At 65.4% G+C, this 12,678-nt stretch carries 12 protein-coding genes; 4 read left to right on the top strand and 8 right to left on the bottom strand.

Annotated elements, in window-relative coordinates; translation table 11 throughout:
* Positions 1-411 (top strand): hypothetical protein (locus CCS01_RS34590; protein ID WP_204848213.1); only part of this gene is annotated, 411 nt, incomplete at its 5' end.
* Positions 412-420: 9 nt separating this feature from the next.
* Positions 421-558, top strand: coding sequence for a hypothetical protein (locus tag CCS01_RS33605; RefSeq protein WP_158258331.1), 138 nt, complete (start codon positions 421-423; stop codon positions 556-558).
* 246 nt (positions 559-804) lie between these two features.
* Here the strand turns inward: CCS01_RS33605 and CCS01_RS10300 are convergent, their stop codons facing one another.
* Together CCS01_RS10300 and CCS01_RS10295 are read right to left on the bottom strand one after the other, a co-directional pair.
* A complete protein-coding gene (locus tag CCS01_RS10300) occupies positions 805-1,335 on the bottom strand; it encodes a hypothetical protein (protein ID WP_146101662.1) in 531 nt (176 codons plus the stop codon).
* 472 nt (positions 1,336-1,807) lie between these two features.
* Complete coding sequence (locus CCS01_RS10295; RefSeq protein ID WP_104518741.1) at positions 1,808-2,536, bottom strand: DUF1847 domain-containing protein; 729 nt, start codon at positions 2,534-2,536, stop codon at positions 1,808-1,810.
* 261 nt (positions 2,537-2,797) lie between these two features.
* Between CCS01_RS10295 and CCS01_RS10290 the strand changes: the two genes are divergently transcribed.
* Positions 2,798-3,889 (top strand): HlyD family secretion protein, encoded by a 1,092-nt coding sequence (locus CCS01_RS10290; RefSeq protein ID WP_104518740.1) that lies wholly within the window; start codon positions 2,798-2,800, stop codon positions 3,887-3,889.
* 9 nt (positions 3,890-3,898) lie between these two features.
* A complete protein-coding gene (locus CCS01_RS10285) occupies positions 3,899-5,437 on the top strand; it encodes a DHA2 family efflux MFS transporter permease subunit (protein ID WP_104518739.1) in 1,539 nt (512 codons plus the stop codon).
* A gap of 62 nt (positions 5,438-5,499) precedes the next feature.
* Here CCS01_RS10285 and CCS01_RS10280 read toward each other — a convergent pair whose 3' ends face one another.
* The 6 genes from CCS01_RS10280 to CCS01_RS10255 all read right to left on the bottom strand — a co-directional run bounded on the left by CCS01_RS10280 (position 5,500) and on the right by CCS01_RS10255 (position 12,368).
* The gene (locus CCS01_RS10280; protein ID WP_104518738.1) at positions 5,500-5,859 is read right to left on the bottom strand and encodes an HVO_A0114 family putative DNA-binding protein; all 360 of its coding nucleotides are present in this window, start codon (positions 5,857-5,859) and stop codon (positions 5,500-5,502) included.
* A 78-nt stretch (positions 5,860-5,937) separates the two neighbouring features.
* On the bottom strand, positions 5,938-6,855 hold the full coding sequence (locus CCS01_RS10275; RefSeq protein WP_338049973.1) for an SDR family NAD(P)-dependent oxidoreductase: 918 nt from the start codon (positions 6,853-6,855) through the stop codon (positions 5,938-5,940).
* Between the two features lie 69 nt (positions 6,856-6,924).
* On the bottom strand, positions 6,925-8,577 hold the full coding sequence (locus CCS01_RS10270) for a thiamine pyrophosphate-binding protein (RefSeq protein ID WP_104518736.1): 1,653 nt from the start codon (positions 8,575-8,577) through the stop codon (positions 6,925-6,927).
* Between the two features lie 15 nt (positions 8,578-8,592).
* Positions 8,593-9,822: a CaiB/BaiF CoA transferase family protein gene (locus CCS01_RS10265; protein WP_104518735.1), complete on the bottom strand. Its 1,230-nt coding sequence runs from the start codon at positions 9,820-9,822 to the stop codon at positions 8,593-8,595.
* A gap of 327 nt (positions 9,823-10,149) precedes the next feature.
* On the bottom strand, positions 10,150-11,940 hold the full coding sequence (locus CCS01_RS10260) for a pyrroloquinoline quinone-dependent dehydrogenase (protein WP_104518734.1): 1,791 nt from the start codon (positions 11,938-11,940) through the stop codon (positions 10,150-10,152).
* Positions 11,937-12,368 (bottom strand): c-type cytochrome, encoded by a 432-nt coding sequence (locus tag CCS01_RS10255; protein ID WP_104518733.1) that lies wholly within the window; start codon positions 12,366-12,368, stop codon positions 11,937-11,939. The genes CCS01_RS10260 and CCS01_RS10255 overlap by 4 nt, the downstream gene beginning before the upstream one ends.
* Positions 12,369-12,678 lie beyond the last annotated feature (310 nt).

Below are 12,678 nucleotides of genomic sequence, written 5' to 3'. Positions count from 1 at the left end.
TGTTGCCGCAGCGGGGGCGCACGTCATCCGACAGGGCAGTGTCGTGGACCTTTTCAACACGGTTTTGGTTGGATTTCAGGGCCGTGGAACGCCTCACCCGACCACCCCGGAACCCGACAAGAGCCTTTCAGTTTTCGCGGCCGGCTTGGGCGGCTGGCGTATCTCGGCTACGGCCTGCTTGCATCGCCGGCCGGCGGCATCATCATGGGCATCGGCGGCGCCTTTGCCGTCAACGATGCAGCCGCCCCGGCTGTCGTCCTGATTGGCGCCGGCGCGGTCATGATTTTCTGGTGGTCGCTCGCCATCAGCGTCAGCGGTTGCACGACATGGACCTGTCAGGAATTCACCTCTGGTGGATTTATGGGATCAGCGTGCTTGCAGGCGCGATGCGGCAGGCATCACCTGCACTGAGCATGTTACTTGGCGCCATCGATTGCCATCGGCGTCTGGCTGTTGGTCAGGCGCGGCAGCAACGGCGACAACCGCCATGAGCCATCACCGGTGCCGGTGCGTGATGCCCGCGCCGATTACTTCGTGCCGCCCAACCAGCGGGCGTGACAGCGGCGATCCGGGGATGCTCCGCCGCCGCGCCGGGCCCGTCGCTTTCCGGTGAAACCACGTTCTGCGGCCACGGGCAAGCATCGGCGCAACCTGACCCGGACATGTTCAGGCAGTCCGTTTCGATAACCAACCTGCATTCGCCACCCGTGTGACAGCGTGCGACAGACAAGACAGTTGCTGCGTCGTCGCATGCACGAGGAAGAAGGCAGCGTGCGGTTTTGAACCGATTGCCTGGTGACCTCATTATTGACCGGAGCCGGATGCGCCCTGTCCGACCGTCAGCATGCTGCCGCAGCTCGCCGTGACATAGGGGGTATAGGCGCAGACCGCCGGCGTTGAAGAAGACGGGGCGGACAGCGTCCTGTTCCCAGACTGCGAAAAATCCTGGTTGGGTGCGGACGGGACGGCAGCGGCCGGAAGAGGCATCGCTGCTGCGGAAGCCGGCATCATCGCGGAGTCATCGCCGGCGAAGCCCGAATTTGTTGCGTTGCTCAGGCTGAATGCCGACATGCCGATGCAAGTCACCAGGATGATCGAGGCGGACAGGATCCCGACGGATGTTTTCGAGAACCTGAAGAGCCTGTTGTCCTGCTCGTTGCACCAGCGTGCACAATATTCCCGGGTCGGATACGGCGGCACGAAAACAATGTCCAGCAGCGGGTCTTCCGGCCTGCCGGGGCGCAGGTTCAATTCCTGCCGAACCGCGTCCCTGCCTCTTCGCTGCAGTCCCTCGAGCCAACGCTCTTCGTCCGTCACTTCGGCGAAAAGTGCCACGGCGAATTCCCTACCGCCTGTTAGAGGTCATTGACAGGAAAGCGAAAAATCCAACACTCAGTGCGGAGATTTGCAACCATGCAGTGAGCCGGCGCGTCGTATCATATCAGACCAGCCAACCGGCGCGTGCAGCTCGTCGACACGTTCGCGTGAACAGGCTGGATCGAGATCGCCACGCAACCAGCGTCAGATTCCGGCGGATCTGGCGACGAGTTGCCCAGCCAGGCCGTGGAGGTCATAGCCATGCCGGATCAAGTGGGACTCGGACATCGATCTGCGGCGGCAGCACCGCTTCGATTATGCCTTCGCCGATGGGCCTGGCGGCGCCCTCGAATCCCGCCCCGGCGGTGCGCCCAAGGTGCTGCCCGGTCCGCAGCGGCATCAGTGATGATGTCGCCGGGCGTGACGCAGTTCTTGAACACACACAGCGTTGCTGTCGCCACCATGCGGTCCAGGCGTGGCCTGTCCCGCCTCAGCCGGCGCTTGACGACCCGTGCCTCGACGCCGCCCCCTTACGCCCGGCGGGCGGCAGCTTCGGCGGCTTCGCCGGCCGATCGGGACCCCAGAGGCGGCTGTAGTAGGTGTCGGCCAGATGCAGGGCGGCGACCGGGTTGTGGCCCAGCACGCGGTCCTTGGTCACCAGCACCGTGCTCAGGCCGCTGGCGTGCCTGAAGAACAGGCTGTCGTGGCCGACGCACAGCCCCATGACCACATTGAACTCGCAGCCATGCGCGTTCAGCAGCTCGGCCTGGGCGATGGGATTGCACAGCGGCTCGAACCCGCCCGGGCGGATCTTCTCGCTGTCCTGCAGGCCGATGTCCTCCTTGGCAATGTTGCCGGTCTTGCAGGCGGCCGAGACGACCTCGAAGCCGTGGCTTTCCAGGATGCCGGACAGCACGTGCGCCAGGTCGACGAAGCTGATGCAGTTGGCGATGCCCAGCTTGCGGAACCCCATCTTCCGGGAGAACTGGACGATCTCCTCGACGCGGGTCCACTTGCAGTAGCCCTCCGACTCCACCCGCGCCGACTCCAGCGCCACCCGCTGGGTCTGCGGATCGTCGTAGCGGGCCCGGGCCGCCGCCAGGGTGCCGGGATCGACCTTGCTGGGGCAGAAACCGGGGCCGTTGGCCTCGGCCTTGCCAGACCGGCAGGCGCGGACGGTGGATGGGCAATAGGCACAGGCCGGATCATCGTAATCCATGGCGAGCGAACCCTCCCGAGGAACCGTGGTTCGGCCGATCCCACGGTTTCCCGCCACGGCTGGCATTGACGCAGATCAACCGAGGCGGCGCACCGGGTTGTCTCCCCTGGCTTGTCTCCCTTGCCTTGTCTCCCCTGGGCGTGAACAAACCCGCATGGACCGCATCCGAGCTACGGCGATTGTGCATGGCACCACGCCTTGTCCCGGTGAAATCAGAAGCTAGCTTACGATCAGCAGTTTCTATTATTGAGTTGTCATTTCATGTCCCAATCAGCGACGACCTATCAGGGCGACGTTCTCGACCGCCCGGCCTCCCGGGCGCGCTCACGCAAGGGCCTGCTGCGCGCGAGCCTGATGATCGGCGGCGTGCTGGCGGTGATCATCGGCGGCGGCGCCTACTGGCTGTCGGGCGGGCGCTGGGTGGAGACCGACGACGCGTATGTGCAGGCGGACAGCATGACGCTGTCCACCGACGTGTCGGGCATCGTCGCCTCGATCCCGGTGCACGAGGGCGAGAGGGTGAAGACGGGGCAGGTGCTGTTCACGCTCGACCCGCAGAAATTCCAGATCGCGCTGGACAATGCCAAGGCAAACCTGGCCCAGACCCGTTTGAACATCGAATCGATGAAGGCTGACTACCAAGCGGCCCTGCGCGACGTGGCGTCGAAGCAGCAGCAGGTGAACGCCGACCAGGCGACCTACAACCGCCTCGCCGCGCTGGTGAAGACGCACGCGGTGACGCAGCAGGAAACCGACGACGCCCGCTTCAAGCTGGCTTCGGACCAGCAGGCGATGCGCGCGGCGGAGAGCCAGGCGCGGGCGCAACTGGCCAAGCTGGACGGCAATCCCGACATCAAGGTGGAGGACATGCCGGCCTACAAGCAGGCGCAGGCGCAACTGGCGGAAGCCCAGCGGGAGATGAACCATTCCGTGGTCCGCGCGCCGTATGACGGCATCGTGACGCAGGTGAACAAGCTGCAACCCGGCATGTACCTGACCGCCGGCACCGCCGCCTTCGGGTTCGTCTCGACCGACCATGTGTGGGTGGAGGCGCAGCCGAAGGAGACGCAACTGACCTATGCGAGGGCCGGCGATCCGGTGGATGTCAGCTTCGACCTGTATCCCAACCGCAGCTGGAAGGGCGTTGTGCAGAGCATCGCGCCGGCGACCGATCAGTCGTTTTCCCTGCTGCCGGCGCAGAATTCATCGGGCAACTGGGTGAAGGTGGTGCAGCGCATTCCGGTGCGGGTGCGGCTCGACCTCAAGCCGGGCGGACCGCCGTTGCACGAGGGCATGAGCGCGGATATCGCGATCGACACCGGGCATGTCCGCACGCTGTCGGACCTGTTCTAAGGATTTTTCATGGCGACCCGGACCGAATTCGAGGTCGTGCCGCATCGCGCGCTGATCACGATCTGCACGATGATGGCGACGCTGATGCAGTCGCTGGACTCCACCATCGCCAACGTGGCGCTGCCGTATATGCAGGGCAGCCTGTCGGCGAGCTATGACCAGATCACCTGGGTGCTGACGTCGTACATCACCGCGGCGGCGATCATGACCGCGCCGGTGGGATGGATCTCGGCCCGCTTCGGGCTGAAGAACCTCTACCTGATTTCGATGCTCGGCTTCACCGTGGCGTCGATGCTGTGCGGCGTCGCCACGTCGCTGACCGAGATGGTGGCATTCCGCCTGCTGCAGGGCGTGTTCGGCGCGGCGCTGGTGCCGCTGTCGCAATCCACCATGCTGAACATCTATCCGGCCGAGCAACGCGGCTCGGCCATGGCGGTGTGGGGCATGGGCGTGATGGTCGGGCCGATCCTGGGGCCGACACTGGGCGGGTATCTGACGGAGCTGTACAACTGGCGCTGGGTGTTCTTCGTCAACCTGCCGTTCGGGCTGCTGGCGACGGCGGGAATGGCGGCGTTCCTGCCGCGGGCCAAGGCGCAGAGCGACCTGAAGTTCGACTGGTTCGGCTTCGCCGTGTGCTCCATGGGCATCGCCGGCCTGCAGCTGATGCTGGACCGCGGCGAGACCAAGGATTGGTTCGGTTCCAACGAAATCATCATCGAGGCGGTGTTCGCGGCGCTGGGCTTCTACCTGTTCATCGTGCACATGCTCACCGCGAAGAAGCCGTTCATCACGCCGTCGCTGTTCAAGGACCGCAACATCTCGGCCGGCATGCTGGTGATGTTCGCCGTGGGCATGATCCTGCTGGCGATTTCGGCGCTGCTGGCGCCGTGGCTGCAGGAACTGGGGAACTACCCGGTGGAGACCGCGGGCCTGGTGATGGCGCCGCGCGGCTTCGGCACCATGGCGGCGATGCTGGTCGCCGGGCGGCTGACCAACAAGGTGGACCCGCGATGGCTGATGGGCTTCGGCATCAGCGTGCTGGCCTGGAGCCTGTACCGCATGACGGACTGGACGCCGGCGGTGTCGGAAACGACGATGATCGTCAATACGGTCATCCAGGGCGTGGGCTTCGGTTTCGTGTTCCTGCCGTTGCAGGTGATCGCTTTCGCCACGCTGGATCCGGCGCTGCGCACCGAAGGCACGGCGATGCTGAACCTGGTGCGCAACGTCGGCAGCGCCATCGGCATTTCCATCACCAGCGCGCTGGTGACGCAGAACGAGCAGATCGAGCACTCGGTGCTGTCGGGCGACATCACGCCGCTGAACCGGGCGTTCGAGGGGGTGTGGTCGGTGCTGTCGCCAGCAACCGCGCATGGCGTGCAGGTGCTGAACACGCTTGTGAACCGGCAGGCGGAGATCATCGCCTACAACGACGACTGGAAGCTGATGATGCTGATGACGCTGCCGATGCTGCTGCTGTTGCTGCTGATGCGCGGGCCGAAGAAGGGCGCGGGCGGCGGGGCGGACCATACGGCGGTGATGGATTGAGCGTGCGGCGGCGATTTCAGCCGGCGGTCATTGCTGGAAAGCGGGTGTTCCCTGCGGCGCGTTCAAGCGACAAGATCAACTTCGACACTGACGCGATCTGCCGTGGCCTGTAATCCGGACGGTGACCATTCCACGAGACCTGCCTGTTCCAAGGCGGCTATATCGCCATGGACGCGCCGGTAGTCCCGGTTCAGCATGCGCGACAGCGCGCGGATCGATGGCGCCGGGTGCAGCCGCAACGTCTTCAGCAGCCGAAGAGGCTCCGGTGTCATGATCGACGTGAAAGCCTCCAGGTTTTCAAATGCTACAACGTGATGCTGCACATCTTCGCCGCGCTCGGCCCGTTCCCATGCCTCGGCGACGCCGTCAAGATCATCGTGGAGTGTCGTTCCAACGGTTACCTTGATTGTCCTGTCGATCATGACCGCCTTATTTCCGATACGTCGTCCAACGGAGGTTGGCCCAAACGTCCGCCAGCTCGGGGTTGGTCTTGGTAGCCCCTACTCCGGCGGGTCCCAGTTGAACGCCTGCTCGGACGTGTCCAGCGGCATGAAGGCCTGCTTCATCGCCGGGATGCAGTGCTCGGCGATGCTCTCCGGCGTCCATCCCTCCGCCCGGTGCACGATCCTGATCGGCCGCGGTGAGGAGAACAGGTAGATCTCGTGCATCCGCGTCCCGAACACCTGCCCGGTCACGTCCTTCGCCGCGTCCGATGACAGGAACACCGCCAGCGGCGCGTTCTTGTCCGGGGTCATTTTCTGCAATTTCTCCACCGCCGCCTTCTGCTCCGCCGTGGTCGTGGGGATCGAGCTGGTCATCCGGCTCCACGCCCACGGCGCGAGGCAGTTGGACCGCACGTTGTAGCGCTGCATGTCCAGCGCGATCGATTTCGACAACGCGGTGATGCCCAGCTTCGCCGCGGCATAGTTCGCCTGCCCGACATTGCCGATGAGGCCGGAGGTCGAGGTGATGTGGACGAACGAGCCGCTCTCCTGCTTGCGGTAATGCTCCGCCGCGGCGCGCGAGACGAAGAACGAGCCGTTCAGGTGCACCGAGATCACCGACAACCAGTCATCCTCGGACATCTTGTGGAAGATGCCGTCGCGCAGGATGCCGGCGTTGTTCACCACGGCGTCGATACGGCCGTAATGATCCAGCGCCGCCTGGATGATTTTCCGCGCCGAGCCCCAGGCGGCGACGGATTCGGTGCAAACTTCCGCCTGGCCACCGCGCTGCTCGATCAGCGCCTTGGTCTGCGCGGCCGGGGAAGCGGAGCCGCCCTCGCCGGTGAGGGACGCGCCGATGTCGGCGACGATGACCCTGGCGCCGGCGCCCGCCATCATGATCGCGATTTCGCGGCCAATGCCGCCGCCGGCGCCGGTGACAACGGCGACCTTGCCTTCCATCAGTCCAGGCACGTGGGGGACTCTCCTTTGGACGCATGTGAAAGTCGTGGATGGCCGGGGAGACCCGGCCATCGCACCGTACTACGTGGAATAGTCCGAGAAGGCAACGCCGGCGAACCGCGCCCGGTAATCGGTGCGCACGTTCACGACCGCCACCATCCCTTCGTCCACCTTCTTCTGCGCCCGCTCCAGCGCCGGGGTGATGTCCTCGGCCTTGGTGATGTATTCGCCGTAGCCGCCCAGCGCCTCGCAGATCTTGTCGTAGCGGGTGTAACCAAGCTCGCGGCCGGGCTTCTCGCGCTTCGGGTCGCCGGTCCAGCCGCCGTTCAGGCTGACCACGCACAGCAGCGGGATCTTGTGGCGGATCGCGGTGTCCAGTTCCATCACGTTCAACCCCAGGCTGCCGTCGCCGTGCACGACGATCACCTGCTTGTCCGGGCAGGCGACTTTCGCCCCGACGCCGAACGGCAGGCCGACGCCCATCGTGCCAAACGGACCGGAGTTCAAACGATGCCCGGGCGCAAAGGTCGGCATCGTCAGGCGGCCGTAGTTCAGCGTTTCCTGCCCATCGACGCATAGAATGGCGTCGCGGTTGGCGAAGTCGCGGACTGCCTCCAGCATGCGCACCGGATGGATGTCGCCGTCCTCGGCATACTTGTTGGCGCCAGAGCTGGCGCGCTTGGCGGCCTCGCCCTCGGCCAGGGTCTTGCGCCAGGCGGCATACTTGTCCGGCGTGACGCGGCCCTTGATGCCTTGCAGCAACTGCCCCAGCACCGCCTTGCAGTCGCCGACGATCGGTATGTCAACGTAACGGGCTGCCGTGCCGATCTCGGCCGGATCGATGTCGATACGGGCGATTTTGGCGGCGGGGCCGAAACGAGGCGGGCTGGCGTGGCCGATGATGTAGTTCATCCGCGTGCCCAGCACGATGATCAGATCGGCATCGCGGAACGCGCCGGAGCGCATCGACGGATAGGCATACTGATGGTCATCCGGCACCACGCCGCGGCCCTGTGGGGTGGTGTAGAACGGGATGCCGGCGGCTTCGACGAAGGCCTGCATTTCCGCCCAGGCGCGCGACCAGATGACGCCGGAGCCGGAGACGATCAGCGGGTTCTTCGCTTCCGCCAGCGCACCGATGAGCGCATCGACCTGGCGCGGATCGCCCATCGGGCGGCTGTCCAGCAGCGGGCGGCCGGCGAAGCTCCAGTCGACCAGGTTCTCGTCGATCTTCTGGTACAGCATGTCGCCGGGGCAATCGACGTAGACCGGGCCGGGCTTGCCGCTGATCGCCTTCTGCAAGGCGAAGTTGATCTGCTGGGGGATTCGTTTCAGGTTGACGATGCGGTCGACGTGCTTGCAGCAGCCGCGCATCAGTTCGACCTGGTCGATTTCCTGGAACACCTGGCGACCGAACTGCGAGATCGGGCTGGAGCCGCCCAGCGCCACCACCGGGCAGCAGTCGATCAGCGCGTTCGCCATGCCGGTGATCAGGTTCGTCACGCCCGGGCCGGAGGCGGCCATGCACACCGACGGCTCCTGCTTCAGCCGGCTGTAGGCCTGGCACATGAACGCCGCCGCCTGCTCGTGGCGGACGTCGATCATGCGGATGCCTTCCTTGATGCAGGTGGCCTCGGCCAGCAGCATCGGGCCGCCCATGATGAAGAACAGGTCCTTGATGCCTTCCTTCTGCAGGCAGCGGGCGATGATTTCGGAGCCGGTCAGTTCCGCCATGTCGTTTCCTCCTGTCTAGCCGATGATCGTGTCAGAGCGCAGGCCGGAAACCGCCTCGGCGGGCAGTCCGAGCCAGTGGGCCAGCACCTCGTCCGTATCCGCCCCGAGCAGCGGCGCCGGATGCACCGGCGGCGGACGGCCGGAGAAGCGTACCGGCCAGCCGACCATCTTGAATGGTCCGGCAGCGGGATGATCGATCGTCTGCATGATGCCGCGCTGCTCGAAGGTCGGGTCGTTGTGCAGTTCCAGCGTGTCCAGCACCGCGCCGGCGGGGATGCCGGCGGCGCCGATGATGTCCATTGCCTCGTGCTTGTCGTGCCGGCGGGTCCAGGCGGCGATCATGTCGTTGACTTCGCCGGGGCGTTCCGACCGCGCGGAGGGGCTGTCGTAGCGTGGGTCGCCGATCAGGTCCTCGCGGCCGATGACGGCGAGCAGGCGGCGCCAGTGCTCGGGGTTGGCGCGGGATGTGTAGATGTAAACGTAATCGTTCGGCCCACCACCCTTGCATGGGAAGGTGCCCATCGGCGGATTGCCGCCCGAGACGCTGCTGTCGGCGGCGCGCGGCGCGGCCTTGCCGGTGCGCGCCTGGTAGGAGAAGGCGATGCGCATGTAGTGCAGCATGGCATCCTGCATCGCCACCTGGAGGTGCTCGCCCTGCCCTGTCCGCACGCGGCGGAACAGCGCGCCCAGGATGGAGATCGCCAGCAGCATGCCGGTGCCGGTGTCGCCGAGCGACGGGCCCGGCTTCAGCGGGCGGCCGTCGCGCTCGCCGGTGGTGCTCATGATGCCGCTGCACGCCTGCGCGATCATGTCGAAGGCGAGATTTTTTTCGTACGGGCTGCCCTCGCCGAAGCCCTTGACCTGGCAGTAGATGATCGACGGGTTCAGCGCGCGGATGACGCCGGCGCCCAGGCCGAGGCGTTCGATCGCGCCGGGGGCGAAGTTCTCCACCATGACGTCGGCCTTCGTGGCCAGATCCTTGACCAGTTGCAGGCCCCTGGGGTCCTTCAGGTTGACGGCGATCGACTTCTTGTTGGCGTTGAAGTTCAGGAAGTATGGATCATCCACGCCGGCGGCGCCGCCGAGCGCGCGGCCCGGGTCGCCGCCCTTGGGGTTCTCGACCTTGACGACCTCCGCGCCGAGCCAGGCGAGGGTTTCGGTGCAGGACGGCCCGGCCTCGAACTGCGTCATGTCGAGGACCCGCACGTCCGCCAGGCAGTCGTTGCCGAAGCCGTTGGTTGTCATCAGCGTTCCCTCTTAACCTGTTTCGGGAACGCTAGAGCGAAAAATCGCCGCAGGTAAACCCCTGGGGTCTGGCGGGGCCGGGGGCGGCGCTCCGGCGGGGCTGGGGGCGCAAGGTCGTCTCACCCTCGTCATGGCCGGGCGCGTCCCGACCATCCACCCCCCACCGTCGAAGCGCGGATGGCCGGGACACGCCCGGCCAGGACGGAGAGAGAACGGCCGCGGCGCCAAATCCGTCTCCGGCCGCGGCCGTGTCCTGAGGCCCAATGGGGACAAGGCCCGGCCATGGCGCAGGGTCAACGGGGCGGCCCCAGACCGCCCCGCCGTCCGTTACTTCATCGCGAAGATACCGATCGCATCCCCGAAGTTCTGCCCCTTCTCCTTCATCAGCACCGGATTGCCGTTCGCCGCGTTGCCGCCCGCCGCCACGGCAATATACTGCGTGCCGTTCACCCGATACGTGATCGGCGGCGCGTTGACGCCGGAGCCGAGGTTGAAGTGCCACAGCTTCTGCCCCGACTGCGCATTGAACGCATCGAAGTCGCCGTTCATTTCGCCCGCGAACACCAGGTTGCCGGCGGTGGCCAGCACGCCGCCCAGCATCGGCTCATCCGACTTGTACTGCCACTTGATCTTGCCGTTATCCAGGTCGACGGCGGAAAGATCACCCGTCGGTTCAATCGCGCCGTCGACATGCGACTTGTGCGCGTTCGCCCCCGGTTCCCCAAGCTCCATCGGCCCGTTCGGCGTGATCGGCTGCAGCACGCCGCCCAGCCGCAGGTGGCCGTTCACGGTCATGTCCGGCTTGGCGCCGCTGTATTCCCACGACTCGTTGGTGCCCTGGACGTAGAACAGGTGGGTGTCCGGCGAGTACGCTTCCGGCGACCACTCGTTGCCGCCCTGCGCGCCCGGATAGATGTTGACGTAGCCGTCGGTCGGCGGCTTGGTCCACATCGTTTCGCTCTGCTCGACGAACGGGTCCGACTTGCGGATCAGGTGGCCGTTGTCGCGGTTGACGACGAAGACCTGGCCCTCCTTGCCGGCTTCGGCCGCGGCGGCGATCTCCTTGCCGTCCTTGTCCTTGACGTTCAGCAGCACCACCGGCGCGTCGGCGTCATAGTCCCAGACGTCGTGCGGCACTTCCTGGCACCACCACGCCAGCTTGCCGGTCTTCACATGCAGCGCGACGATGGAGTCGGTATAGGCGTTGTCGCCCTTGCGGTCGTCGCCATAGTTGTCCGGGTTGGGATTGCCGACGCCGAAGATGACCAGCCCGCGCTGCGGGTCGATCGCCGGGTTGTTCCACACGGACCCGCCGCCGGTCTTCCAGGAATCGCCGCTCCAGCTCTTGCCGCCCGGCTGGTCCGGCGAGGGAATGGTGTAGAAGCGCCATGCCGACTTGCCGGTCTTGGCATCGAAGGCCTCGACGTAGTTCCGCGTCGGATACTCGGCGCCCGAGGTGCCGACGATCACCATGCCGTCATAGACCTGCGGGGCGATGGTCAGCGAGAACGCATCGCGTGAATCGCCCACCTGCGTCTTCCAGGCCACCTTGCCGGTTTTCGCGTCCAAAGCGACAAGGTTGCCGTCAAGCTGGCCGACGAAGACCTTGCCGTCCGCCACCGCCACGCCGCGGTTCTCAGGGCCGCAGCAAAGCTGCGTGTAGCCGAGGTTCGGCTCATAAGCCCACAGCTGCTTCCCGGTCGTCGCGTCGTAGGCCAGGACATGGTCGTACGGCGTCGAAACGAACATGATGCCGTCATAGACGATCGGGCTGTTCTCGAAGCTGCCTGCGACGCCGGTCTGGACGATCGCCACCGGCTTGAGCTTGGCGACGTTGCCGGCGTTGACCTCCTTCAGCGGCGAAAAGCGCTGGTTGTCGTAGGTGCGCCCATACAACAGCCAGTTGTCGGTGTCCTTGTCCGCCTGCAGGCGCTGCTGGTCGGTGATGTTGCCGTTGACCTGCCTGGCCGCCTGCGTCTGCTGCGTGCCGTGCTCCGGCGGCGCCGGCTGCTCGCCGGGCGTCTTTGTCTGGGCCACGGCAAGGGTAAGCCCCACGCCGGCATAGAACACCGACGTCAGCAATACCGTTCTCAGCCCGGATTTCTGTCTGTCGCTCATTGCGCTTCCTCCTTCGCACCGCTTCCGCCCTGGGATTTTCCAGTCGGTTCGATCTTGATCTGGTTGAGCGTCCGGTCGTTGGCCGTCAGCCGCTGCGGCCCGGCGGGATAGCCGTTGACCTGCAGGATGTAGGCCAGCACGTCCAGGTACTGGGTCTTGCTCAGGCTGCCGGGCGCGTTCGCCGGCATCTGCTTCGACATGAATTTGTAAAGATAATCGGCAGTCAGCTTCTGGAACTGGGACACGCTGAGGAACTGCTGGCCGGACAGCGCAGGGCCGACCTTTCCTTCGAGATGCTGCCCGTGGCAGATCGAACAGATCTGGTTGAACACGGCCTGGCCGGCGGTTGCCTGCGCCGTGGTGTAATAGCCGGTGTCGGCCTGGCTGCTGGCGCTGGTGCCGAACAACAGTCCCAGCGACAGCAGCATCGCGGCCGGGACGAATGGGGCGCTGCGTGCCGCCCAACGGAACCTGCGCCTCCGGCACGGAGAGCCGGCATCATGTTGTGAAGCAGATATTATTATCCGTCGATGTCGCGCGGCAGCGGCTGGAGGCAGCGCCCGCGTAAAATAATGTTTCCTCAACCTACCCGTAACCCTCTGGTTAATTTTTCCTGCTTACGCACTTTTCTCAGCCTCTGGGGCATGATACATAGCATGAACATCCGGTTGTAGCGAGGCGGTGGCAATGGCTCGGAACAAGGTGCAATTCCAAAAGGGCCTCAGCGAGGCGGCGTTC

The sequence above is a fragment of the Rhodopila globiformis genome (genome assembly GCF_002937115.1).
GTDB lineage: Bacteria > Pseudomonadota > Alphaproteobacteria > Acetobacterales > Acetobacteraceae > Rhodopila > Rhodopila globiformis.
The sequence above is the reverse complement of the archived record's forward strand: the minus strand, read 5'-3'. Positions and strand labels throughout refer to the sequence as shown.

Bases quoted from the DNA above. Each gene is read 5' to 3' on its own strand.
- CCS01_RS10280 (WP_104518738.1), bottom strand. From the start codon at position 5,859: ATGATCGACAGGACAATCAAGGTAACCGTTGGAACGACACTCCACGAT.
- CCS01_RS10270 (WP_104518736.1), bottom strand. From the start codon at position 8,577: ATGGCGGAACTGACCGGCTCCGAAATCATCGCCCGCTGCCTGCAGAAG.
- CCS01_RS10255 (WP_104518733.1), bottom strand. From the start codon at position 12,368: ATGCTGCTGTCGCTGGGACTGTTGTTCGGCACCAGCGCCAGCAGCCAG.
- CCS01_RS10265 (WP_104518735.1), bottom strand. From the start codon at position 9,822: ATGACAACCAACGGCTTCGGCAACGACTGCCTGGCGGACGTGCGGGTC.
- CCS01_RS10260 (WP_104518734.1), bottom strand. From the start codon at position 11,940: ATGAGCGACAGACAGAAATCCGGGCTGAGAACGGTATTGCTGACGTCG.
- CCS01_RS10295 (WP_104518741.1), bottom strand. From the start codon at position 2,536: ATGGATTACGATGATCCGGCCTGTGCCTATTGCCCATCCACCGTCCGC.
- CCS01_RS10285 (WP_104518739.1), top strand. From the start codon at position 3,899: ATGGCGACCCGGACCGAATTCGAGGTCGTGCCGCATCGCGCGCTGATC.
- CCS01_RS10290 (WP_104518740.1), top strand. From the start codon at position 2,798: ATGTCCCAATCAGCGACGACCTATCAGGGCGACGTTCTCGACCGCCCG.